The organism is Pseudobutyrivibrio sp., from assembly GCF_015057185.1.
GTDB lineage: Bacteria > Bacillota > Clostridia > Lachnospirales > Lachnospiraceae > Pseudobutyrivibrio.
Map to the genome: position 1 here is coordinate 29,343 of NZ_SVEV01000027.1, position 22,635 is coordinate 51,977.

Consider the following 22,635-nt stretch of genomic DNA (forward strand, 5'->3'; position numbering starts at 1 on the left):
ACCTACATCCCATATATTTTATAATCCGCAGTCCTTTGCCAATGCTTCAAATGCTTGCAATGAACGCTTAATCATCTCGTAATCTACGCAATATGCAATTCTTACGTAGCCTGGGCAACCGAAGGTCTTGGTTGAAACCAGGATAATATGATGCTTCTTGGCAAGAGCTACAAACTCTGCCTCATCCTCAAATGGCGACTGAACAAGCAAGTAGAAAGCGCCCTGTGGCTTCACCACATTGAATCCAAGCTCTGTCAGCTTGTCATAGAGCAATCTTCTATTTTTATCGTAGAATTCCAAATCCACATCTACATCAAGACATCTAGACACAACAAGCTGGAAAAGTGATGGTGCATTGATGTAACCAATACATCTGTTGGCTACTGCCATTGCATTAATCATCTCGTCATAGCAATCCATGTTTTTGGAAAGTGCCATGTATCCGATACGCTCGCCAGGAAGTGAAAGTGTCTTACTGAATGAGTAAATGTAAATGCTGTTTTTGATAATTGATGGAATGTATGGAACCACATCATTATCATATACAAGCTCTCTGTATGGCTCGTCTGCAAGCACATAAATCGGATGACCTACTCTCTTTTCAGCCTTCTCTATGATTTCTGCAAGCTTTTTAAGTGTCTCCTCTGGGAAAATTCTACCTGAAGGATTGTTTGGATTATTAACGATAATGCAACGTGTCTTTTCGTTGATAAGCTCATCTAAAGCATCTAGATTCAAATCAAAGTCGTCCATTTTTGCTGGAACAACCACAAGATTACCGCCATAATTTGCTACGTAGCTTCGATATTCTCCAAAATAAGGGGCAAATGCGATTACTTCGTCCTCGTATCCAAGTAAAGCTCTAAAAATACAGTTCATGGCGCCTGCTGCACCAACAGTCATGATAACGTCCTCTGGTCCGTAGCTCATGCCAAACTTTTTATTTAGGCTTGCCGCAACGTTTTGTCTAACCTCATCAAAACCAGCATTTTTCATATATCCATGAATGTATGAATCTGGCTTCTCTGCCAAAATATCCTTGATTGACTGAGTGACCTTTTCAGGAACTGGAGCCGCTGGATTTCCCAAACTAAAGTCGTATACGTTCTCAGCTCCTACTTCCTTTGCAAGCTGCAATCCCTCCTCAAAAAGCTTTCTGATAGTAGAGCTACCTGCTACGAGAGTTTCCATGTTTTTTGAAATAACCATTTTGCCTATTCTCTCCTTCACCTTAAATTATCAATCTCTTGCTTGAGATTATAATTACTCAATTCTGATGCCACAAACATGGAAACTGTCTCGAAAACATTTTCTATGTCAAAATCAGCCTCATAATTGTAATTATCTGCCACCATATAGCCAATTATCCTATCATGGTCTCTAAGAGTCGCCACCATGTAATTGGTGATAATGCCCTCCAATATCTTTTCAAAAATCTCAGGAGCATGTTCATTAACGGATTTTATGTCATTGATGATGGAAATATTATCCTCATCCAATTGTCGCTGCCACATTCCGAAGAAATCAAATTTCTTGAATATCTTAACCGTAGGCAGACCTATCCCTGTATTCTTGTGGGACCAGGAATAAAACTGTCCTACACTGCCATCCTCTTTTCTTTCAACAACAAAAACTCTGGCTGCGCTTAGCTCGTTGCCAAGCTGCTCCAAAACCAAATTGATTCCTGTCTTGAAATCGTTGGAATTCATGCTTTTAGCGCATTCGATAATAATTCTGTTGCTGTTGTTTTGAATGGTTCTATTTTCTTCTTCTCTTTTTTCTGCAGTGACATCATGAATAATAAAAGCGCAGAATCCTTTTTTATAAACTGGTACTGCCCAAAACTCAAACCATTTATTGTATTTGGTATTGTAGGTGCGGTTAATTACAGACTGACGCATGATTGCCGCCTGATAACTAAGCCTAATCCAGTCCTCGTCCCTATTAGAGACGGTCTCATAAAAGGTGGAGCCTACAAGCTCCGGCGCTGATTTGCCTACTAAAGATGCATATTTTTCATTTACAAAAAGAAACTGCATATCTTTTACTGTACCAAATGGATCTGTTACAACTTGAAAAATACAACAAGCATCCGGCAAATCCTTAAGCATTCCCAATATTTCCCCATCAGAAAAGTCAATATTAGCTAATTTTTTGTTCAACTCAACCTCCCCGAGTGACATTATTCTATGATCATAGCCCTTAAAAATCCAGCCAAACCATAGTCTCTTTTGCCACTTCCCATACCTATTTTTTTAACCAGAAATTCATCCGGTAGCTTGTCACTAGTACGAAGGGCTGCCACAGCTGCAGCACCTGTAGGAGTAACCAGTTCTCCCCTTACGTTCAAAATTTCTAGTTTGATTGCATTGTCAGCTACAATATTCGCTACTGCTGGAACTGGAATAGGTAAAATTCCGTGCTGGCATCTGACGGTGCCCTGTCCATCATATAGCTTTGGAACAATAACCTCTGTAATATCCAAATCATCGATACAAACGGCTATTGCAATTACATCTACGATGGAATCAATGGCTCCAACCTCGTGGAAATGAACCTGTTCCACTGGCACTCCATGAGCCTTTGACTCAGCCTTGGCAACCTGATCAAAAATAGCCTTTGCTATTTCTCTTGCCCTATCTGTCATCTTGGCAGCATCGATAATCTCATTAACTTCTTTTATTCCTCTATGAATATGGTCATGAGAATGATGGTGCTCATGGCTATGCTGATTATGGTGCTCATGTTCATGGGTGTGCTCGTGGTCATGGTGATGCTCATGACTATGGTCCTCTTGCAAATGACCATACAGGTAATCCATATCATGGTCGTGATTTTCATGGTCAGCATCTAAAACCACATCAAAATCCATACACTCAAGGCCTGAACGCTTTTGCTTCGTATATACGATATCAAAGCCCTCTGCCTGAACAGTATCAAGCACATTGGACAATGTGTCCTGGCTGGCTCCCAAATCAAGAAGCGCGCCAACTAGCATGTCACCGCTAATGCCTGAATTGCATTCTAGATATAATGTTTGTCCCATTTTTTCTCCTAAAAGGATGCTTTCATTATAGCACCAGTTTACCGCTTTAATCAACTAAAGTATTGTATATTTTCGTATATTTTTCGGGTGAGAATCAATCCCCCTCAATTACTGCTAAAATCAAGATTCCGGCGATAACCATGAATATAAATAAATACTGTAATTTTGTAAGCTTTTCCTTAAGGAAAATTCTTGAAAGAATAAGGGATACTACACATACTGCAGAAATAATTGGTGCTGCAATTGCGCCGTTACCACTCATTGCAAATACATAAGTAAACTGACCTGCTGTCTCACAAATAGCTGCAATGATTTTATCTTTCTGCTTTGGAAGCTCATACTTTACACCCTTTATCTTCATGAAAATAATAAGAAGAATTGCCACTATAAAAAATGTAATCTCATATGATGTATTTGCAACCTCTTCGATTGTCTCCTCTGAAACATTGATAAGTGGGCTAGTTTCCATCTCAAGGAAATAGATATCTAAGAAGCTTCCGATAGCATCGATAGTTGCATAGCAAAATGGCATTGCGAATGCTACTATAGCCATCTTCTTACCAAGCTTTTTCTTTCTGTCTGTAGTTCCTGTATTATCAAGGATTCCTACACCAAGGATACCAATAACAATAAGTACGATTGCTACCCCAGAACCAAGGGCAATAGACTCACCGAGGATTACTACTGCAAGTACTGTACAGATAGCACCTGAAGTATTCTCGATAGGATCTGAAATTGACTCTTCTATGAAGCGCATTCCGAAGAAGGAAAATGCCATTGAAAGAATGTAGCAAAGTGAAACAGGTAAATAGTTAATCAGGTTCATTGGGTCATATCCAATGTCCTTTGTCAGCAGCGAAAATGCTGCATGAATACCCATTACAATACCTACTGTTACAGTGATTTTAAGGTGAGCATACTTCTCATCAGGAAGTGCTCCCTTCTTATAGAATAATTCTGCAAGACCCCAGATTAGAGTTGTTGCAAGTGCGAAAAATAACCACATAAATTAAATCTCTCTTTCTTTTTGATGATTAAAATATATCCTAAATTTATATTGCGCACAATATAGTAAAAGAAAAAGACTGTAAACACAGCCTTTTTCAATCAGTTCTCTATATCTATATTTATACTCACATCAATATCTGCCTTACTGAGCTTGTCTTTGTTAATCTTTCTTTGAGCGTCATGTAAAATCTCTCGCACTTTTTCAAGGTCCTCATAGGCTTCTTCAGGTGTATAAGGTTTGCTCTCATCTTCAAAATTAAAATCCATAAACTGCTCCCAAGCTCTCCCTATGGAAAGTAGTCTATCAGATTAATTTGAAGAAATGATGTCTTATTCGAACTGAGCAGCAACCTTTTTCAGATTCTCTCTGATAGGCAGATGCTGAGGGCAAATCTTCTCGCACTTGCCGCACTCAATACAGTCGCTTGCCTTTCCAAAGTTTTCTGTAAGTCTATTATAATACTCACCCTGTGGAGTAAATCCTTTACCTTCATACTCCTGCTTTTCTGCATTATAAAGTGAGAAATACTTAGGAATTGCAATATTCTTTGGACAACCATCTACACAGTAAGCACAAGCAGTACATGGAATAGCCACTGCTCCATTAATAATATCTGCAGCTTTGTGAACAAGCTCAAGCTCCCTCTCATTAAGAGGCTTGAAGTCCTTCATATAGCCTGTGTTGTCCCTCATCATGTCCATATTTCCCATGCCTGAAAGAACCATTTTTACATTTGGCTGGCTAGCTGCAAATCTAATAGCCCATGATGGAATAGAAGCACTTGAATTGTAATCCTTGAACACCTTCTCAACACCCTCTGGAACATTTGCAAGAGTGCCACCCTTAACAGGCTCCATTACGATAACTGGCTTGTTGTGCTTTACACAAACCTCGTAGCAACGTCTAGATTGAATAGCCTCACTTTCCCAATCAAGATAGTTAAGCTGCAGCTGAACGAACTCTACCTCAGGATGCTCATTCAAAATCCTATCAAGCAAATCTGCTCCGTCGTGGTATGAAAAGCCCATGTGCTTAACAAGGCCAGCTTCCTTCTTCTTAGCCAGCCACTCAAAGGAGCCCATCTTTTGATATTTCTTATAATGATCCTCTCCAACATCGTGGATCAAATAATAATCAAAATAGCCTGCGCCAGTTTTCTCAAGCTGAGTATTGAAAATCTTGTCCATTTCCTCAGGCTTATTAAAGAATCCGCAGTGAAGCTTTGTAGCTAAAGTAAAGCTATCTCTAGGATGTCTGTCAACAAGAGCTGGCTTAACCGCATCCTCGCTCTTAAAACCGCAGTACATCCAAGCTGTATCAAAATAAGTAAATCCCTGCTCAATGAAATAATCTACCATCTGCTTTAAAGTCTCGATATCGATAGAATCCTCTCTTGTAGGGTCCAAACGTGGAAGTCTCATCAAGCCAAATCCCAGTTTTTTAGTGTCATCGTTAAAAACCTTTTCCATTACGCCAGTCTCCTTTTCTTTAAAAACCCATAACCGTTAAAACCATTATACTTAAGCCACTATACAGACTTCAATAATTTCTTTAATAGTAACTTCATTACATCTCCAAAGATAATTCACAATATTATTTTATAATCATTAATAGTCTTAATGTAGAATTATTCCTCTTATGAGGATTTTAGGAGCATATATGTGGGATTTTAGCTATATTGTACCTAGCTTTTTAATATTAGCTGTCTTTGTGGGATTTTACCTATCTCTCCCGCGTCTTCCTTTGCGCAAAAATCGCATTTTCATATGGCTTATAGGTAACGCATGCTTCGTTATGGCATTTGATATTCTTTCTACATGGGCTGATATCAACCACGAGCTTTTCCCTAATTATCTACTTTATTTCTTAAATAGTGCTTATTTTATTGGATTTTTTGCAAAAGGATTCTCTTTCTTCCTGTTCACAGCAAATGTTTTAGGCTCAGGCGTTGCCAAAAGCAAAGCATGGCTTTTCATTTTGGAGCTTCCTGTTAACCTTGGAATTCTCATTGTTTTATCCACACCGTGGACTCATTTATACTATTTTATCAACGACAATGGGTACAACAACGGTCCTTGCTATAGTCTTTTGTATGTCATTTTTATCTTTTATCTTGTTTTGTCCTTTGTTTCTTTGTACATGTATCGTTCAAGGTTAGTACTTAGACGAGAAAAGTACGTAATACTTTGGTATAACGTCATTTTAACTTTAGGAATTACACTCAGATATACCTTCCCACGCTTTCTACTTATGGACATCTTCTGTTTGATGGCGCTGATTGTTATATACCTTTCCTTTGAAAACCCTGATAACTATTTAGAGGAGCGAACATTCATATTTAACCGAAACGGTCTACGTGATTACCTTAGAGAAATCAATGGTATTAAACCTGTTTGTGCTTTAGTTTTCTCTATCAAAAATTACATGGATTCTTTTGAGCTATATGGAACCAGGCAAATCAATCAAGGAATCTATTTAATTGAAAACTATTTGCAGAAGGAATTCCCTAAGAACCTGATTTTCTATTACAGAAATGGTCGTTTTATTATTTTCAGCCAGGATAATTCCCAGTGGCATGATATTTTCACCAAACTCCAAGCTAGATTTAGAAAGCCTTGGACCTCAATCGACACTGAACTTTATCTGGATATAGGTGCATGCATCATCGATTTGGATGATACCTTTCATCCTACAGATATATTATTGAAACTGTTTATCGAAGCCTTCCTTGAGTCTGATAAACAGGCTGATAACGAGATTTCCATTTTCTCAAAGGAAATGGTAGATAAATTAGTTCGTGAAAATGAGGTTAAGCATTCCTTGGATTTAGCCATTTCAAACGACCTAGTGGAGGTATTTCTGCAGCCGATTGTGGATAGCAAAACCCGCAAGATTGTTGGAGCTGAGGCTCTTTCTCGCATCAGAGATTCCCAGGGAAATCTGATTTCCCCTGCACTATTTATTCCAATTGCCGAGAAAAGTGGTAAGATTAACCAGTTAGGAAAACAGGTTTTCAAGAAATGTTGTCATTTTATAAAGGATAATGATTTTGATAAGCTCAATTTACAGTTCATCAATGTTAATCTTTCTCCTGTTCAGTTTATGAGGAGTGATTTAGATGACTCCCTTTACACATATACTTCTGAAATTGGAGCCAAGCCTGACTTCATACATTTAGAAATCACCGAAGAGCATATGGCTGATGAGCAATTGATGGAAAAACAGATTGCATCCCTTTCAAATAAGGGCTTCAAATTTGTTTTAGACGACTACGGCAAGGGCTATTCCAACATCGCCCGCCTAAGGAAAACGCCGTTTATCAATGTAAAGCTTGATATGAGCATAGTATGGGATTACTGCAACAAACCTGATGATATCCTTCCATCCGAGATTCAGGGGCTTATTAATTCAGGCTTTGAAATTACTGCTGAGGGTATCGAAAACGAACAGATGGCTAACATGATGAGGGATATTGGTTGTACCTACCTACAGGGCTTTTATTTTTCAAAGCCAATCCCTATGGATGAATTTCTTGAAAAGTATTCTTCTTGATATAGTTAATGGAGGTATAAAATATGAAAATTGCAATGGCAAATGATCATGCCGGAACACAGATGAAAAACGAGATTAAGGCATACTTAGAAAGCAATGGCTATGAAGTCGTAGATTTTGGAACCTATGATGAAGAAAGCTGCGATTTGTCTGATTTTGTTTACCCTGCTGCACTTGCAGTAGCAAAGGGTGAATGTGACAGAGGTATCTTCTGTGACGGCGTTGGTTACGGCAGCGCTCTAATCGCAAACAAAATCAATGGTTGCTACGCAGCTGTTTGCCAGGACCCACTTTGCGCTACACTTGCAAGGCAGCATACAGATTCAAACATCCTTTGCCTTGGCGCCAAAATAATCGGCGGACTTATGTCTATGGAGATTGTAAAAACATGGCTTAACACTGACCCTCTTATGGAGGAAAAATATCGCCGGCGCGTTCAAAAGGTTTGCGATATCAACGACAAGCATTGCGTGCCTGTTAAATAATTACATCACTAAGTGAATTAATAGCTTCGTGAATCTCATTTTCTGGTATTTTACTGCAGGATAATAAAAGCAACAGCTCATTATCCTTTTCATCGAGAATTGTGGTTTTTACCTGTGAGTTTTCATGGAGCTTTTTTTTGTCATAATTCTTAAAGCGTAGACCAAATTCCATACCACTGTCGCCAATCATAATCTCAGCCTTTGAGCTAAATGCTTTTTCTATCTCCTGTTCCATAAGGCTGCGCTTGTCCTGATAGAATCTCTTCATCTTTTTAATATGACGGTTCAAATGGCCATCTCTTAAAAATTGGGTCAAGGCTATCTGCTCTGCCTTTGAGGCTGTTTGATTATACAAATCCTTTATTTTTAGATAATCCTCTTTGATTCCCTTAGGCAGCACAAGATAGCTTATGCGCACACTAGGCAAAAGCACTCTAGAAAATGAGCCTAAAAATGCAGTATTTTCACCACCATTTAAAGCATAAAGACTTGGTGTTGGCTTTTGTGAAAAAACGAATTCATTCTGATAATCGTCCTCTATTAACAGATGATTATTAACCTTGGCATGCTCCACTAGCTCCCTACGGCGCTTCATGGGCATCACATCCCCCCACAATGTCATGTACTGGGGCGTAACATAAATAACATGACTTTCCTTATTACGGTAGCTTACCTGAAAGCCTGCATTTTTAAAGGTTGTTGCACCATCTGCAAAGTCCTTAGTTGGAAATGAAATTGTTTTCTCTCCCGGAATAAGGGCCACCAATATTTGAAGCAGATTCTGGAAGCCTGCACCTATTACCACTTCATCAGCTGAGCAGATAATATTTCTAGTTTTTCGAATATGCTTACAAATCTCTTCTCTTAGGTCCTTTTCCCCTTGATTATCCCCGTAGGAAAGCAATCTATCCTCCTGACGAAGGGCAGATTTCATATAGCGTCTCCAAAGCTGAAGGCAGGAAACCTCCTTATCCTCTCCTATTGTAGACAAATCGTATTTATATATTTTTTCTGTCTGTTTTTTAATTTCTTTTTCTTCAGGCTTAATAATCGCCACACTATCTACAGTATCAGATATGAAATAGCCTACTTTTTCCACCGAATAGATATATCCATCTGCAGAAAGCTGCAAATATGCTGTCTCTACCGATGTTCTGCTAACCCCAAGAAGCTTCTCTGTCTCCCTCAAGGATGGCATTTTATCTCCTGATTTCAACGACTTTTTTTGAATCTGATTTACAAAATAATCATATACTTTCTCATATACCTTCATATCTGTCCCCTAAAAATTATCTGTTTTTGAATATTTTTATATTGTCAGGTTGGTGATATTATAGCTCCAACATAAATTAAAGGAAAGCGCTTTTTGACCAACACTTAAAATTAGGAGGTTTTTGTTATGAGCGATACAACTATAAATGTAAGACATCTAGAAACAGACAAAACTAAAAAGGTTATTCTTTCGGCTTTATTTTCGGCAATTACCTGCGTTGGCACAATGATTATCAAAGTTCCAACCCCTACAATGGGATACATTCACCCAGGAGACGGCTTTGTGTTATTATCCGGATTAATATTAGGCCCTCTATGGGGAAGCTTGGCCGCTGGAGTTGGTTCTGCACTTTCAGATTTAATAGGTGGATATTTCGTTTACGTTCCTGCCACATTGTTAATAAAGGCCCTCACAGCCATTACCGCCTACTTCGTTTTCACAGGGTTGAAAAAGTTAATTAAAACTGAAAACCCTATTCCACAATTAATTATCGCATCTATCCTAGGCGAGCTTGTGATGGTTTTAGGCTATTTCCTTTTTGAAATATTTATGCTGGCAGTTGCCAACCACTCTAGCCTTTCAGCCGGAGTTATTGCTTCCCTAGCTGGCATCGTTCCAAATCTTATACAAGGTGTGTTTGGAGTCATTATTGCAACAGTCCTTCATCCTTTGCTTAAACGACTCTCAGCATAAAAAAATGCATCAGTTATCGCCTAGCGATACTGATGCATTTTTATTTATATCTTAGTAATTCTCTTCTCTGACCTCGAAGTAAGCCTTTGGATGCTTGCAAACAGGGCAAACCTCAGGAGCCTCTGTACCCACAACTATATGTCCACAGTTACGGCATTCCCACATTGTTACGCCACTCTTCTTGAATACTTCCATAGCCTCAACATTCTGAAGAAGCTTGCGATAGCGCTCCTCATGAGCCTTCTCGATAGCAGCAACACCTCTGAACTGCTCTGCAAGATCATGGAATCCTTCCTCGTCTGCTTCCTTAGCCATGCGGTCATACATATCTGTCCACTCAGCATTCTCACCTTCTGCTGCATGAAGAAGATTCTCCTCGGTTGTACCAACACCACCAAGGGCCTTGAACCAAAGCTTTGCATGCTCCTTCTCATTATCTGCAGTCTTTAAAAACAACGCTGCAATCTGCTCATATCCTGCCTTCTTTGCCACCGAAGCAAAATATGTATACTTGTTACGAGCCATTGATTCCCCTGCAAAAGCCTCCAAAAGGTTCTTCTCTGTCTTAGTGCCTGCGTACTTATTCTCTGCCATATTACACCCTCCTTTTACATTAACATGTGCACCTTCATTTTACCAAATCTATACCCACCGAGAATATATTAAATTTACCATAATTTAATTGCGGCAAATTAGCTATAGGTACCAATTGCCCCCAGCTTGCCACCTCATTTTCCATGGGCCCCCGTAGGCCTGCCCACCCAGCCACCTTAGGAAACACAATTTCGCGAATATCGTAGTTTTCCAATATGCAAAAGGGAGCATCCGCATGTGTCTTTCTATGGATGAACTGTTTTGAAAAATGTATTTTTATTGGGCGGACATATTGATAATTCTCAATTTGTACAACTCAGGTCTCAAGGGGGAATTGGGCTCATATATCGTTCACCAAGAAAAATTAAAAAGCAGGATTATCATATATTGGCACCGTGCTTTATACGACATCGTGTCGCGTGTCGCACTTGCGCCGCCGTCCTAGCGGCGCATGCCAATATATTGATAATCCTGCTTTTATTTTTCTAGGTTCACTTAAAAATCGCCCAATTCCCCCTGAGCCTGAGTTGTACTATTTTTTTATTTTGTGTCCGCCCATAAAATACTTTTTGCAAAACTGTGCAGACATGAGAAAGACACATGCTAATAAAGATGCGAGTCTTTGCATATTTGGAAAACAAGATATTCTTGCGATGTGTTTCCTAAGGTGGATGGGTGGGCAGGCCTGCGGGGGCCATTAGGGTTTATAGTGGCAAGCTGGGGCCAATTGGGCCTTAGATGCCTTTGGTGCAAATTAGCCATGCAATTACGAGTTGGATGATTAGGATGGCTGGCATGCCAAGGACAAAGTACCAGTGCTTGGTTTTGTGGCGAAATAGGTATATTCCGGCTAGGGTGCCAGCGCTGCCACCGAGGATGCTGGTGAGAAATAAGGTTTTCTCAGGGATGCGCCACTGGTGCTGGATGGCACGCTTTTTGTCGATACCCATGATGGCAAGTCCGAAGGCGTTGATCATAATCAAATAGCTGGTGATAAGTTCTTGGTTCATTGTTGGTCTCCTTTTATCTAAAGATGTACCCAAATATTGGGGATAGTATAATCATAAACACTGAGTAGGTGAAGGAATTGATGGACATCAGTGTTGCTCGCTGCCCCGATGGAATCATATCATTTAGGACTACGTCGGAGCGAATTTCTATGAAGCTGTCGGAAAAGGATGCCAGGCAGCCTCCTAAGATCATTATGTATGGATGTCCGGTAAACACTGACAGAAATGCCAGCATAACTCCTATTACTGATACGAGTCCTATGGTCCTATATCTGCACCTGTCGAAAAATGTGACAGTCTTAGAGCCTATCGCTCCAAAGATTCCAATTGTAAATAGGGCAGGTCCTAGTAATACTGGGCGTAATCCTACCTCAGGCAGTTTTGCCTGTAAGAAAAATCCAATAAGTACTGCTACTGCCCCGATAAGTGCATTGAACACAATAAGTAGTCTCGCCTTACGGTTTTCCTTGATAAACTTTGCACTGCCGTAAACTACATCCTTGAATCGAGATTTTATCGTCATTGTCTCGTGCCCCTTGGCGTGTACCTCAGTAAGTGAAAGGGCAAATATAAGTGCAATGCTTCCCATTATGATGTCTATGAGGTAGGCTCGCTTATAGCCAAGCATCAAGGCAACGCCTGCCATTAATGTAGCGCTGGAGCTGAATATCTCGTAGATAATCATATCTGTAGAAATAAACTTTTCGTAATCCTTTTGAGTACCAGCCAAAACCATGCTGTCGTAGGCAAGTGCCTCGCGAGTGCCTGATGCCAGATTGTAGCTAAGAGCACTGACTCCCATTGCTATTGAGATAGTAAAAAATGAGTCTGTAAAAATCATAATTAGCGCTGATAGCATGGACATTATCTGAGCCATTACCATAGATTTCTTTCGTCCAAATACATCGGCTAAGGCTCCCGATGGTACCTCGCAAATCATGCTTACAACATGGAATATACTTTCAAATATTCCTATTTCAAATGTGGAAAAACCTCTGGCTGCGAGTAGGGCTACCCAAGAGCCCCCTGCAATCATCAATGCTCCAAAGGTATCTATACAGTATAGCTTTCTAAGCTGTGTCTTTATATTAAATTTTTGCATAAAAAAATCTCCTTATCTATTTTAGTAGAATTAGGAGATAGTGCTTTTGCTTTATGTGAAGCTTTGTTTATCCCTTAAAAAAGGGCACACTATCCCTGTCATTCGCAAAAATAGAACCTTTTGTTAAATGAATATTAACTGTTTTCCAAGTCATAATACGCCCTCCTTTCTTAGTCAAAATTACTTTTAATAGACTAACATATAAAAACTGTCCTGTAAATAAAAACATCAAATTAGAGATTTTGTCTATCTGCTAATAATAATGCCAACACATGTATAGCCTGTGGGAATTCACCTGATTTTATCATTTCATCTATTTGCTCTCTTGAATATAAATGAACATTTAAATACTCAGTGTCATCGAGGCTTTGGCCGCTAACCTTTTTGCAATTCTTTGCCTCGTAAATATATGCATAATTGTCGGCAATCGTAGCATTCGAAGGTACATGAAGAAGGAATTTCCAATCATCACTTTCGTAGCCAGTTTCTTCCATCAGCTCACGCTTTGCAGCCGCTAAAGCATCCTCTGAATTTTTGCCGTCCTGATTTGCTCCGTATTCCTTGCCATCAGTTCTTTCTATGCCGCCGGCGCAAAACTCAGTGGTAACCTTCTTTATTCCCTGGCGGAACTGGCGTACACAGATATAATTTCCATCCTCGTCTGTTGCCACGATAACCACGTAATCCCTACGGCTGTAGCTATAGTAAGGCTCAAATGTCCTGCCATCTGGGAATCTGTAAGTACTCTTTCTAAAATCTATCCATTCGTTATTTACGATATGCTCGCAGGAAATCTCTTCCCACTCTAAATTTTCATTTTCGCTCATTGCTAATTCCTTTATACTTCGTAATCCAGGCAAACTCTTGATGCAGTAAATGGACGAACCTTGCCATCTGCTACAGCAACGTGAGCTGGGTGAACTGCATAGCCTTTGAGCGCTTCCTCAGATTCAAAGGAAGAATCAAGCATAAGATCAGCATTTGAGCTTGCAAGACCATCGATATTTACCTGTATTTCCAGAAGTCCTGGAATCTGGCCCTTTAAGCCTTCAAGTCCTGCCTTGATTTCCTCTTTAATTTTCTGCTTTTCTGCTGCAGAATACTCCTCTTTTAATGTCCATAAAATAACGTGCTTAACCATAATCTCCTCCTTGATGTATTGTTTTCAACTATAATTACTAGCTATTTTACTAGATTTTAAACCATAGAAAAAGATAATTAGCTCAATCAACCTTTTACTTTTAATATTCTACATTCTGCCTTTTTTTGTCTGTACAAATATTTATTTCAAATGAAGTAGCGAATTCATCGGACTCATCATTACTGATTACCATATTGTCAATGTAATCATAGCCCTCAGTTTCATAGCTAGTTTCCTCATATTTTCCACAGTAAAAGGCTATCGACTGGTCTTTATTTACCATGCTATGAGGAACATAAATCCACACATCCTTTGCATTGGATTGGATTTTATATGCATTTATAAATGATTGGTATGACAGTAAATCCTCATCATCAACAGATTTTTCCGCTTTTGTTACATAGACAGGCTCATCAACTAAAGTACATACCACAATATCCTCGTCGTATTTAGTATAAACGTCCTTAACAATAGTCTCTCCATCACTTGGGTTATACCATTCATATTGAGTTATGTATGGTAAAATCGAATCCATATCTGGACCACCAGATGATGTCCAAATGCCTGAATTAAACAAAAGAGGCATTTTATCCTTGTCCCTATAATTAAGTACTGAAATCTCACTACAATTAGATTCCGCGCCAAATTCTGCTACAGGAAACTCACTAACATCCTTATCACAAAGCTTTATAGCAACATAGTAATCTTCCACATAATCTTTAAAATTATCCCCAGTTAGCAGCTCAGAGAAATAATAATCATCCTGCTCTAATTCATAGAATTCTGCTTCCTCCACCATTGGGTAATGCTCTACAACATAATCATTCAGATATACTAGAATTTCATCCTTCTGATAATTGTCCGCACCTTCTAAGGATTCCTCTTCGCCCGTTATTTCCACTTCAAACTCTTTGTCATCATACTCCATGGTCACCAGTACCGTTCCATTTGGCATAGGAGAAAAGTCAGGAACAATCCCTGGTTCGTTATAGGTATTTTTTGTTTCAATAACCTTAGGGGTAAAACCATATTTGTTTTCCACATATTTTATCGCATTACTTTCGCCAATTTCTTCATATTTATCCATGAGTTCTTGCTCTTCTTTGGTGTATCCACAACCAATAAATACAATTGAACTCATTACTAGTAGAGCAAAAATACCTTTTTTCATACTTATCATTTCTCCTGTTAAAAGCTGATTTTATGTATAATATAACCTTTCTCGGCTTTTTATAAGTAGCATATTACTACTCAAAATTATTTATGTCAAGTATGCCCTACCTATGCAAATTATATTAATTTCTTTGAATTTTTAGCTCCTTTATTATGATATATTTTTACGACACACTTCTTTTATTGTGCTAAAATCATTTCTGTTCGTTACTCGGACAATACTTGATTTAGGAGAATAATAAAATGGCTAGAAGAAGAAAACGCAAAAACAGAACTATTAGTATTACACTCATTGTCATTGCAATTGGCTTGATTGCTGGAGTTGTAAGCTATGGAATCTACAATAAAATGAATGAAAATGTGGCTTCAAATACAGATTCTAAAACCGAATCCACTGCCTCAAGGGCGGAGGAACAAAGCTCTTCCGAGGACATTTCAGTAGATGATTCTAATGCTACTGAGGACGATGGAGACACTATCGATTTTAAATTTTTATCTGGATACAATTACGAATTTTCCAGCGGTGTAGGTGGATGGTCTGATGATTTTAAGATTGAAAAGGATGGCTATTTCCATGGTTGCTACCATGATTCTGATATGGGAGATACAGGGGATGATTATCCAGGCGGCACATACTATATCTGCGAATACGAAGGACATTTCGCTGATATCAAGAAGGTGGATGAGTATACCTACACCATGAAATTGACTGATTTGACTGTAACCACTGAACCAGATGAGTATATTGAAGATGGTATTAAATATATTCCAATTGCTCCTTATGCTTTAGATGATGCTGATGAAATTCAGATTTATCTTCCTGGCAAGCCTGTTGATGATTTTTCCGATGATCTAAAAATGTGGTTATCCATTGATTATCAGGACCAGCAGGATACCCTTGAGCATCTTGCTCTTGTAAACGTAACAGACGATTTGGGCATTTGCTCATATGAGCGCATGTCTGATAAGGAAGAAGCACAGTCACTTTACGATGGGGCAAAACAAAGCTATGATGCTTATAGTGAGGAGCTTGTAAATGCAGTAACAACTGCCGAAATGACAGAAATAACCTCCGCACAGGCAAATGCTGTTGACGGAGTTCTTAATAGTCTCTGGATTCTTGTAAAATACAACACTGATGATGCTACTTATGAAAAGGTTCTTGCCGAGCAGCGCCAGTGGATTGCTGACAAGGAAGAGACTCTTGATCAATTTAGTCCTGAGGTTAATGGCTCAATGTGGGCCGTTGACTATAACGAAGAATGGGCTAGACTGACCCTGGACAGGTGCGAAGAATTGCTTAATTATATACAATAAAAACAACCACTATCTCTATGTCAGGGATAGTGGTTTTCTTTTACCGTTCTTTATATTTATTATACAAAGCATTTCTATCAATGCCGTTTTCCTTATAGTACTCCTCTTTATTCTTGTACATTATCTCGTCTGATATTTTCTGAAGCTCAGCAATTGAAGCATCTGGGTAATCAATTCTAGAGGCAACACCGATTGACAATGCCAGCCTGTTATTATTCTCTCCACGCCATCTTTTGGCATTCTCTATAATTGCACTTTCAACCAATCTAAAATTTCTTGCAAAAATAATGGCTACAAACTCATCTCCGCCTGTTCTGTATAGTTTGCCGAATCGCTCCATAGCTTTTAGGATACACTGTACTGCCCCTTTAATCAGCTCATCTCCTGCTCGATGTCCCCATGTATCATTAGTGATTTTAAGACCGTTTAAATCACATGACATCACACAGATATTGGCAGGTATTGGATGTCTGTTAAACTCTGCAATGTCTATATCTAAACATCTTCTGTTACCCAATTTTGTCAGCTCATCTGTTAATGCCATCTTGAGGAGCTCATTTTCCTTTTGCTTGTCATCATCAATGTTTTGTGCTGTAAATATTATTTTTGTAGGCAATCCATTTTCATCTGAGTCTACCACAAGATACTGCAATCTATACCATTCATTTTCTGTATTAGTAAACTCTGCGAAGGTAGTTTTATTTTTAATAAGTCGCTCTTGTATTGTCTGCAAATCTGTAAACCAAAGGAATCTATTTTTGCTTTCCTCTGGCACGAACTCAAGCATTGACTGAACCATGTGAGAATGAGTGCTTTTTGAAAAATCTAGGTCGTACTCTTCCACTTCATTTTCATGGAATGACTGCTCTTTCATGATTTGAAAATCGAGGTAATTAACCTTGTCATACAAGTCGTTCATTGACTCAAGCAGCAATACCTGCTTTTCCATCTGGCGCTCAGCCGCAGAAACCGTCTGCTTTTCCTCTATCAATGATCTGTAATAAAACGAAATCAGTCGCCCTATCTCATACCCAACCACTGCCATTATAAAGGTCTCTATTGTACGAGCTGCAGCTTCGTATTTGAAATAATCAAAAGCAGACTCATCTACATTCATTGCACTCATGTATGGAGCTGCTAGCCATATTGAAAGCAAAACCATGGCATAATTAAATAGACACGAGATAATATAAAACTTGGAACTCAGTAGAAGCATGCTAAGTAAAGGCATCAAAAACCAAGTTACACGGACATTGATTTTCTCATAGCTCATGTACACAAGCAGTATATTCATTACAAAAATTGCTAAAAAAGACGTATAGGCTTTATATGGCCATTTTTTATAAATATTCAGGCAGACAAAATACAGTAAAAGCATGCCAACAGAAATAATAATGCATGTCTCATAAGATGTATGCGTAAAAATGCCTGCATAAATCCCAAGTCCAATCGCTGGACCTGTAAGTATGCAGGTTAAAACAATATATAAAAATGTTGTATTTATATATTTTCTATTTTGCAGCAAAAACTCGTCGTAGCTGCTTGGCATTTGATTAAGGCTAGTCATGGCAAATCCTCATACAAACATTTGTAGTCAGAGTTATTATACCATCTCCTCTTTACCATTCTGTGAAAAGGATTTGACCATTTACAGACTAAATCATGAATTTATCAGCTTAATCTATATTTCTACAATTGATTCAAGTAAATTATCATCGCTGTCATAAACAAGCTTTACAGAGAAGAATTCTTGTCTTTCGTTTAAAAGTCTAAGGAAAACTCTGTCTCCTTCCCAAAGATTGAGAGCTTCAACTTTATCTATATCCACCCAAACAAGCTCACCCTCGTTACATTCATCTGCCAGTTCACCGACAAAGTCGTCGCTTGTATAAAGGAATGCATGCTCAGTTTCATCCCCCATCACAAACGTAATGTAGCCTCTACATTTCAAGGAGTTAAGGCTCAGCCCTGTCTCTTCTTGAACCTCTCTTTTTATACAATCAACAGGGGATTCCCCCTCTTCCACATGCCCACCAACACCTATGTATTTTCCGGCATTTATGTCATGCTCTTTCTTGGTGCGGTGAAGCATTAAATATTTGTTGTCCTTTATTAAATAGCAAAGTGTTGTTAATGTCATTTTAATCTTCACCCAAAAGCTTTACTTCTATTGGCTCGTGTCCCACGGCTGGGAGATATTTTTCAAATATATCGCTGGCTTTGATTTTTAAGCTAGACGTATTAACACATGGGTGGCAGCCCACAAACTCGCTGTTTTTCACATCCTCGTCCACTAGCAGCTGGACTACATTGTCCTTGTCATTCATGAGACCCATTACACTGACAGAGCCTGGCTCGATGTCCAAATATTTCAGCATATCTTCTGGATCCGCAAAGGAAAGTCTTGCTGAGTTTATCTGCTTCGAAAGCTCCTTCGTTTTAAACTTTTTGTCTCCAGGAATCATGAGCAGATAAAAATTGGTTTTTTGTCTGTTACACAAAAATAGATTTTTGCATATCAGTGAACCAAGCACCTTGTCAATCTCTGCACACACCTCCATGGTATCCGCTGGGTCGTGATCTACTCTCATGTACTCGATTCCCAAATTATCAAGGTAGTCGTACACTCGAATCTCTCTGTCCAATCTGCCTGTTGTATCAGCCGGTCTTCCCTTTTGTAATTCTGTCAAAACATTGTCCTCACTTTTATTTTATATTGCTGCTATCCTACGTATTCAAGTCCGGAAAAAATCTCATCTGAGGTCTTACCATTTATTATGTATTCGTATTCATCATAGTCATATTCATAATAAATTCTAACTACGGTGCCATCATCAATTTCAGCATCAATCCATGTTTCCTGATCTGTTCTAACAGGTACGAAGGTTGTGCCTGAAGCTACTGTCATTTTATCACCGGTAAGATTACCTTCGTCATCCACAATATCAAGTTCCATGGATTCATTTGATGTTATATTATTCGAGCTAACATGAAAAATTGTAGCCCCATTTGTATTTGATTCAGGCATGCCATCCTCGCCAATATGATAATAATCATAGCACTGACAAGTCCCTAGAACACCTTCTGTATTACAAATCAGCATATTGTCTGGATCTGAAAAGTCCTCACCACTATCAAGTTCCTCAACATATACATTGGTGTGCCCAAAAAATCCTGCAAATTTTGCATTATCGTCTGTTATGTCAAAAACATACATATTGTAATAATCATTACCTAATTCTGCATCAATATAAATATACTCTCTATCATCATCTGTGAACATGTGGTAGCTTTCATCAAATTCACTATAACTGCAATAGATGTCTGTAGCTGTGTCTTTATTACTGCCATTGACAAGTGTCAAGTTGTCAATAAAAGGATTCTCATCATCTACATCTCCATCATACTGGAAATACAAATCCAGCCCATCTGCACTATCCTCAGAACTGATTAGTGGAATATCTCCAAGATAAAGCATATCCTCATTTTCAGCAGTTTCCGTGATATCCTCTGTTGTGGTTTCTTCTGTTTCTTCCTGTGCTTTTTTTGCTTTTGTTTCTTCCGCTTTTTCCTTTAACTCATCAAGATGCTCTCTATTGGACCATGTACAACCTGTAAACAACATAGATGCGCAAATGAGTACCATGAATCTTTTGAATTTCATATATTATTTCCCCTTTCATATAGTAGTAATATACTACTGCTTACCAGTCATTACAAGGGGCTTAATTATATTTCAATTACTGACACATCCTCATGAGGATTGACCTTTGCAAGACCGACTTTTACTATTTGTCCTGTGAATGGCTTGAAATCTTGGGTTACTTTAAAAGCCTCCTGCATTTGGCTAGATGAAAGTGTTTTTCCAAGGGTAATATGTGGGAGCCATGATAAAGGTCTATAGTACTTGCTAATTGTCGTTTCTGAAATATCTGCAAAAGTACTATAAATGCTTTTTGACAATTCATTTAAATAACTGTTGAGATATGGAGCTGCATATATGACCTTCGGCATAATCTGCCCTATGGTAACTATCTCTATTTCACCAGCTTTAATTCTACCTCTTAAGTTTTCAAATGCAGGCACCAGCACATCCACAGATTTCGCCTCTATTGCAGACAAAGTCAAATGCGGTGGCACATTGTTATCAACCATAAACCTGTTTCCTGAGGCTGCTGCAATGTCATCAATATACTTTTGTAGAATTTTATTAGTGTTTGAATCAAAATATGCTGAAATTAAATACATTTCCAATCCTCTAATATAAAATCATATATTTTTTATTTTCCTCAGAAAATCAAGAATCAGACGTGGATCAATATTTTCTGAAAGAGCTCTACTGCAAGCAATATAAAGCCTGCAATCATTATGACAATATTTGCCTTTGATTTTGCCTTGCAAAGCTTTAAGCTAAACCCATTTTTATAAGGGAATAATAAATGTACCGGACGATAATTCAATAAATCCAATAGCAAATGAGATACGAACCCTATGATAAATGGTAAAACTAAAGGTCTGCACATCAAGTACAAGCCCACGCTGTATAGTACAAAGGCTAGTAAAGAATGTGAAAAGAATCGATGCTCAGATTCTCTTGCAAAATACCCTGTCACAAAAATCATTGCTAATCCTAGGAACATCAAAGCTATACTGGTTTCCCTGGCATAGAAAAATATTTTCCCCTGATTTTGAATATCAATATACAATGCCACTGCTGATATCACTCCAGCAACAGCTCTTCCCAACACTGCATCCTTTGATTTGCCGTACTTACAATCTATATCGCATATTATGCTTCCTACAGCACCACCAATAACTACCGGACGTAGCTCTGTTGGTGTTTGTGGCGACAGAACTGCAATGGTACTAGCCAACCCCACGGCTATGTGAGTCATACTTAACATATTAATCCCCTTTTTTACTCACTTATTTCTCGAACTATGCCTTCATCATCAATTTCTACATTAACTGAAATATTCTCTAGGCGGTCATATAGCTGCCTCTGAGCCTCAGAATCACTGACATATGTGGTCCTGCAGTTTGATTGCAAGGCTGGAATAATCTTCACTTCCATGTGACTTTCATCATTGTTTCCGTAACAATGTAAGTTCACAAGCATTGTATCTAGTGTCTTTTCATTGAACCAATAATTTCCAAGGCTATACACTATTGGAACCTCATTGTAATATTCAAATCCTTGTAAACAGTGGGTATGTGCTCCTATTACAGCATCCGCCCCGGCATCAATGTATTCTCTTGCTGTATCAATCTGCACCTGCTCTAAATCTGTGGAATACTCTGTCCCCCAATGTGGTAACGCAACAACAATATCCGCGTTTTCATTGGCTTCTGCTATTTTCTCATCAAACAAGGTGGTATCATAGCATCTTAATATTCCTGGCTCAGTAGCTGTAGCCTGCGGTGTCATTTTGTTTTTCTCAGCTCTGCTAGCTGCAACAAACGCCACTGTCTTGCCATCAACCTCCATGTATACTGGAGCGCTTGCCTCCTCTAGAGTCCGTCCTGCTCCGACATAAGGAATGTCCGCCTGCTCCAATGTTTCAAATGTATCTAACAATGCCTCTTTGCCGTAATCATAAACATGATTATTCGCAAGACCAACTATATCCACACCAAGTAGCTCCAAATTCTCCACTCTATCTGGATTTGCTCTAAACGTATATGCCTTTCCGGCCAGCGGCTGTCCACCATCACTGTAGGTAAACTCATTGTTTATCCACATTATGTCAGCCTGCTGCATATCATTTATCAACTCAGAATCGATACAGTCATAAATCCCGTTTACACAAGTATTCATGTACTGTGTCGTGGCCCAGTTTTCATCAAAATTAATATCCCCAGCAAAGCATAAGGTGAAGTCGTATTCTCCATTGTCTTCAGTCGGTTCCTGCTGGGTATAGGCGGCTGTAGTAGTTATCTCTTTACTTTTTACTTCTTCTGTTTGACTAGCTTTCTCACTGCAGCCTACTAGCAGTATGCTTATTGCTGTGAGGGCTGATATAGTTTTTCTTTTACTCATTCTTAGTTTCCCTATTTCTTCAGTGAATGATATTTGAATCTTCTACAGTACATTATACATAAACTCGGCTTTTTTATAATATACTGACATTCGAACCGACAACCTTTACATTAAAAAAGCACTACTATCATGAATAGTAATGCTCTATTATATCAATTTACATTTCCAAAAAAGTAGCTACGTTTATAATTCTTGGATCT

The 22,635-nt window shown here is 38.7% G+C and carries 24 protein-coding genes; 4 read left to right on the forward strand and 20 right to left on the reverse strand.

What is annotated here, in order from left to right:
* Positions 1–18 precede the first annotated feature (18 nt).
* The 6 genes from E7276_RS11290 to E7276_RS11315 form a co-directional block, all read right to left on the reverse strand.
* Positions 19–1,209 carry a pyridoxal phosphate-dependent aminotransferase gene (locus E7276_RS11290; RefSeq protein ID WP_294217626.1) on the reverse strand — a complete coding sequence of 397 codons (1,191 nt, stop codon included), beginning with the start codon at positions 1,207–1,209 and terminating at the stop codon, positions 19–21.
* Between the two features lie 17 nt (positions 1,210–1,226).
* Positions 1,227–2,162, reverse strand: coding sequence for a PAS domain S-box protein (locus E7276_RS11295; RefSeq protein ID WP_294217629.1), 936 nt, complete (start codon positions 2,160–2,162; stop codon positions 1,227–1,229).
* Positions 2,163–2,182: 20 nt separating this feature from the next.
* The gene (locus tag E7276_RS11300; RefSeq protein WP_294217631.1) at positions 2,183–3,046 is read right to left on the reverse strand and encodes a LarC family nickel insertion protein; all 864 of its coding nucleotides are present in this window, start codon (positions 3,044–3,046) and stop codon (positions 2,183–2,185) included.
* 94 nt (positions 3,047–3,140) lie between these two features.
* Positions 3,141–4,052, reverse strand: a complete 912-nt coding sequence (locus E7276_RS11305; RefSeq protein WP_294217634.1) for a DMT family transporter — start codon at positions 4,050–4,052, stop codon at positions 3,141–3,143.
* 101 nt (positions 4,053–4,153) lie between these two features.
* Positions 4,154–4,321 (reverse strand): hypothetical protein, encoded by a 168-nt coding sequence (locus tag E7276_RS11310; protein ID WP_294217636.1) that lies wholly within the window; start codon positions 4,319–4,321, stop codon positions 4,154–4,156.
* Positions 4,322–4,384: 63 nt separating this feature from the next.
* Positions 4,385–5,524 (reverse strand): aldo/keto reductase, encoded by a 1,140-nt coding sequence (locus E7276_RS11315; protein ID WP_294217637.1) that lies wholly within the window; start codon positions 5,522–5,524, stop codon positions 4,385–4,387.
* Positions 5,525–5,849: 325 nt separating this feature from the next.
* Here E7276_RS11315 and E7276_RS11320 point away from each other — a divergent pair, with 325 nt between their 5' ends.
* Together E7276_RS11320 and E7276_RS11325 are read left to right on the forward strand one after the other, a co-directional pair.
* Positions 5,850–7,607, forward strand: coding sequence for an EAL domain-containing protein (locus E7276_RS11320; protein ID WP_294217640.1), 1,758 nt, complete (start codon positions 5,850–5,852; stop codon positions 7,605–7,607).
* 23 nt (positions 7,608–7,630) lie between these two features.
* Entirely contained in the window at positions 7,631–8,092 is a 462-nt protein-coding gene (locus tag E7276_RS11325) for an RpiB/LacA/LacB family sugar-phosphate isomerase (RefSeq protein ID WP_294217643.1), read from the forward strand.
* Here E7276_RS11325 and pdxR read toward each other — a convergent pair.
* Positions 8,085–9,365: a MocR-like pyridoxine biosynthesis transcription factor PdxR gene (gene pdxR, locus E7276_RS11330; protein WP_294217645.1), complete on the reverse strand. Its 1,281-nt coding sequence runs from the start codon at positions 9,363–9,365 to the stop codon at positions 8,085–8,087. The two genes, E7276_RS11325 and pdxR, sit on opposite strands and share 8 nt — an antisense overlap.
* Positions 9,366–9,491: 126 nt before the next feature.
* Between pdxR and E7276_RS11335 the strand changes: the two genes are divergently transcribed.
* Entirely contained in the window at positions 9,492–10,058 is a 567-nt protein-coding gene (locus E7276_RS11335; RefSeq protein WP_294217647.1) for an ECF transporter S component, read from the forward strand.
* 51 nt (positions 10,059–10,109) lie between these two features.
* On the opposite strand, the gene rbr is transcribed toward E7276_RS11335, so the two are convergent.
* The 6 genes from rbr to E7276_RS11365 all read right to left on the reverse strand — a co-directional run bounded on the left by rbr (position 10,110) and on the right by E7276_RS11365 (position 15,076).
* Positions 10,110–10,652, reverse strand: coding sequence for a rubrerythrin (rbr, locus tag E7276_RS11340; protein WP_294217649.1), 543 nt, complete (start codon positions 10,650–10,652; stop codon positions 10,110–10,112).
* A 734-nt stretch (positions 10,653–11,386) separates the two neighbouring features.
* Entirely contained in the window at positions 11,387–11,662 is a 276-nt protein-coding gene (locus E7276_RS11345) for a DUF1294 domain-containing protein (RefSeq protein WP_294217650.1), read from the reverse strand.
* A 13-nt stretch (positions 11,663–11,675) separates the two neighbouring features.
* Complete coding sequence (locus E7276_RS11350) at positions 11,676–12,764, reverse strand: MFS transporter (RefSeq protein WP_294217652.1); 1,089 nt, start codon at positions 12,762–12,764, stop codon at positions 11,676–11,678.
* 233 nt (positions 12,765–12,997) lie between these two features.
* The gene (locus E7276_RS11355; protein ID WP_294217655.1) at positions 12,998–13,591 is read right to left on the reverse strand and encodes an NUDIX hydrolase; all 594 of its coding nucleotides are present in this window, start codon (positions 13,589–13,591) and stop codon (positions 12,998–13,000) included.
* A gap of 11 nt (positions 13,592–13,602) precedes the next feature.
* A complete protein-coding gene (locus tag E7276_RS11360) occupies positions 13,603–13,905 on the reverse strand; it encodes a Dabb family protein (protein WP_294217658.1) in 303 nt (100 codons plus the stop codon).
* 100 nt (positions 13,906–14,005) lie between these two features.
* Positions 14,006–15,076 (reverse strand): hypothetical protein, encoded by a 1,071-nt coding sequence (locus E7276_RS11365; protein WP_294217660.1) that lies wholly within the window; start codon positions 15,074–15,076, stop codon positions 14,006–14,008.
* A 245-nt stretch (positions 15,077–15,321) separates the two neighbouring features.
* Here E7276_RS11365 and E7276_RS11370 point away from each other — a divergent pair, with 245 nt between their 5' ends.
* Entirely contained in the window at positions 15,322–16,395 is a 1,074-nt protein-coding gene (locus E7276_RS11370) for a lysozyme inhibitor LprI family protein (RefSeq protein WP_294217663.1), read from the forward strand.
* Positions 16,396–16,435: 40 nt separating this feature from the next.
* On the opposite strand, the gene E7276_RS11375 is transcribed toward E7276_RS11370, so the two are convergent.
* The 7 genes from E7276_RS11375 to E7276_RS11405 form a co-directional block, all read right to left on the reverse strand.
* The gene (locus E7276_RS11375) at positions 16,436–17,962 is read right to left on the reverse strand and encodes a sensor domain-containing diguanylate cyclase (RefSeq protein WP_294217665.1); all 1,527 of its coding nucleotides are present in this window, start codon (positions 17,960–17,962) and stop codon (positions 16,436–16,438) included.
* Between the two features lie 114 nt (positions 17,963–18,076).
* Entirely contained in the window at positions 18,077–18,535 is a 459-nt protein-coding gene (locus E7276_RS11380) for an NUDIX hydrolase (protein WP_294217666.1), read from the reverse strand.
* Position 18,536: 1 nt separating this feature from the next.
* Entirely contained in the window at positions 18,537–19,085 is a 549-nt protein-coding gene (locus E7276_RS11385) for a prolyl-tRNA synthetase associated domain-containing protein (RefSeq protein ID WP_294217669.1), read from the reverse strand.
* Positions 19,086–19,117: 32 nt separating this feature from the next.
* Positions 19,118–20,059, reverse strand: a complete 942-nt coding sequence (locus E7276_RS11390) for a hypothetical protein (protein WP_294217672.1) — start codon at positions 20,057–20,059, stop codon at positions 19,118–19,120.
* Between the two features lie 65 nt (positions 20,060–20,124).
* Complete coding sequence (locus E7276_RS11395) at positions 20,125–20,643, reverse strand: 2'-5' RNA ligase family protein (RefSeq protein ID WP_294217675.1); 519 nt, start codon at positions 20,641–20,643, stop codon at positions 20,125–20,127.
* 56 nt (positions 20,644–20,699) lie between these two features.
* Positions 20,700–21,299: a metal-dependent hydrolase gene (locus tag E7276_RS11400; protein ID WP_294217678.1), complete on the reverse strand. Its 600-nt coding sequence runs from the start codon at positions 21,297–21,299 to the stop codon at positions 20,700–20,702.
* 14 nt (positions 21,300–21,313) lie between these two features.
* Positions 21,314–22,435, reverse strand: coding sequence for a CapA family protein (locus E7276_RS11405; protein WP_294217681.1), 1,122 nt, complete (start codon positions 22,433–22,435; stop codon positions 21,314–21,316).
* Between the last annotated feature and the right edge of the window lie 200 nt (positions 22,436–22,635).

Excerpts from the sequence above, each read along its gene's own strand:
- E7276_RS11360 (WP_294217658.1), bottom strand. The coding sequence starts at position 13,905 with ATGGTTAAGCACGTTATTTTATGGACATTAAAAGAGGAGTATTCTGCA.
- E7276_RS11345 (WP_294217650.1), bottom strand. The coding sequence starts at position 11,662 with ATGAACCAAGAACTTATCACCAGCTATTTGATTATGATCAACGCCTTC.
- E7276_RS11380 (WP_294217666.1), bottom strand. The coding sequence starts at position 18,535 with ATGACATTAACAACACTTTGCTATTTAATAAAGGACAACAAATATTTA.
- rbr (WP_294217649.1), bottom strand. The coding sequence starts at position 10,652 with ATGGCAGAGAATAAGTACGCAGGCACTAAGACAGAGAAGAACCTTTTG.
- E7276_RS11400 (WP_294217678.1), bottom strand. The coding sequence starts at position 21,299 with ATGTTAAGTATGACTCACATAGCCGTGGGGTTGGCTAGTACCATTGCA.
- E7276_RS11300 (WP_294217631.1), bottom strand. The coding sequence starts at position 3,046 with ATGGGACAAACATTATATCTAGAATGCAATTCAGGCATTAGCGGTGAC.
- E7276_RS11290 (WP_294217626.1), bottom strand. The coding sequence starts at position 1,209 with ATGGTTATTTCAAAAAACATGGAAACTCTCGTAGCAGGTAGCTCTACT.
- E7276_RS11335 (WP_294217647.1), top strand. The coding sequence starts at position 9,492 with ATGAGCGATACAACTATAAATGTAAGACATCTAGAAACAGACAAAACT.
- E7276_RS11405 (WP_294217681.1), bottom strand. The coding sequence starts at position 22,435 with ATGAGTAAAAGAAAAACTATATCAGCCCTCACAGCAATAAGCATACTG.
- E7276_RS11395 (WP_294217675.1), bottom strand. The coding sequence starts at position 20,643 with ATGTATTTAATTTCAGCATATTTTGATTCAAACACTAATAAAATTCTA.
- E7276_RS11315 (WP_294217637.1), bottom strand. The coding sequence starts at position 5,524 with ATGGAAAAGGTTTTTAACGATGACACTAAAAAACTGGGATTTGGCTTG.
- E7276_RS11350 (WP_294217652.1), bottom strand. The coding sequence starts at position 12,764 with ATGCAAAAATTTAATATAAAGACACAGCTTAGAAAGCTATACTGTATA.
- E7276_RS11355 (WP_294217655.1), bottom strand. The coding sequence starts at position 13,591 with ATGAGCGAAAATGAAAATTTAGAGTGGGAAGAGATTTCCTGCGAGCAT.
- E7276_RS11320 (WP_294217640.1), top strand. The coding sequence starts at position 5,850 with ATGGCATTTGATATTCTTTCTACATGGGCTGATATCAACCACGAGCTT.
- E7276_RS11375 (WP_294217665.1), bottom strand. The coding sequence starts at position 17,962 with ATGACTAGCCTTAATCAAATGCCAAGCAGCTACGACGAGTTTTTGCTG.
- E7276_RS11310 (WP_294217636.1), bottom strand. The coding sequence starts at position 4,321 with ATGGATTTTAATTTTGAAGATGAGAGCAAACCTTATACACCTGAAGAA.
- pdxR (WP_294217645.1), bottom strand. The coding sequence starts at position 9,365 with ATGAAGGTATATGAGAAAGTATATGATTATTTTGTAAATCAGATTCAA.
- E7276_RS11390 (WP_294217672.1), bottom strand. The coding sequence starts at position 20,059 with ATGAAATTCAAAAGATTCATGGTACTCATTTGCGCATCTATGTTGTTT.
- E7276_RS11325 (WP_294217643.1), top strand. The coding sequence starts at position 7,631 with ATGAAAATTGCAATGGCAAATGATCATGCCGGAACACAGATGAAAAAC.
- E7276_RS11305 (WP_294217634.1), bottom strand. The coding sequence starts at position 4,052 with ATGTGGTTATTTTTCGCACTTGCAACAACTCTAATCTGGGGTCTTGCA.
- E7276_RS11370 (WP_294217663.1), top strand. The coding sequence starts at position 15,322 with ATGGCTAGAAGAAGAAAACGCAAAAACAGAACTATTAGTATTACACTC.
- E7276_RS11365 (WP_294217660.1), bottom strand. The coding sequence starts at position 15,076 with ATGAAAAAAGGTATTTTTGCTCTACTAGTAATGAGTTCAATTGTATTT.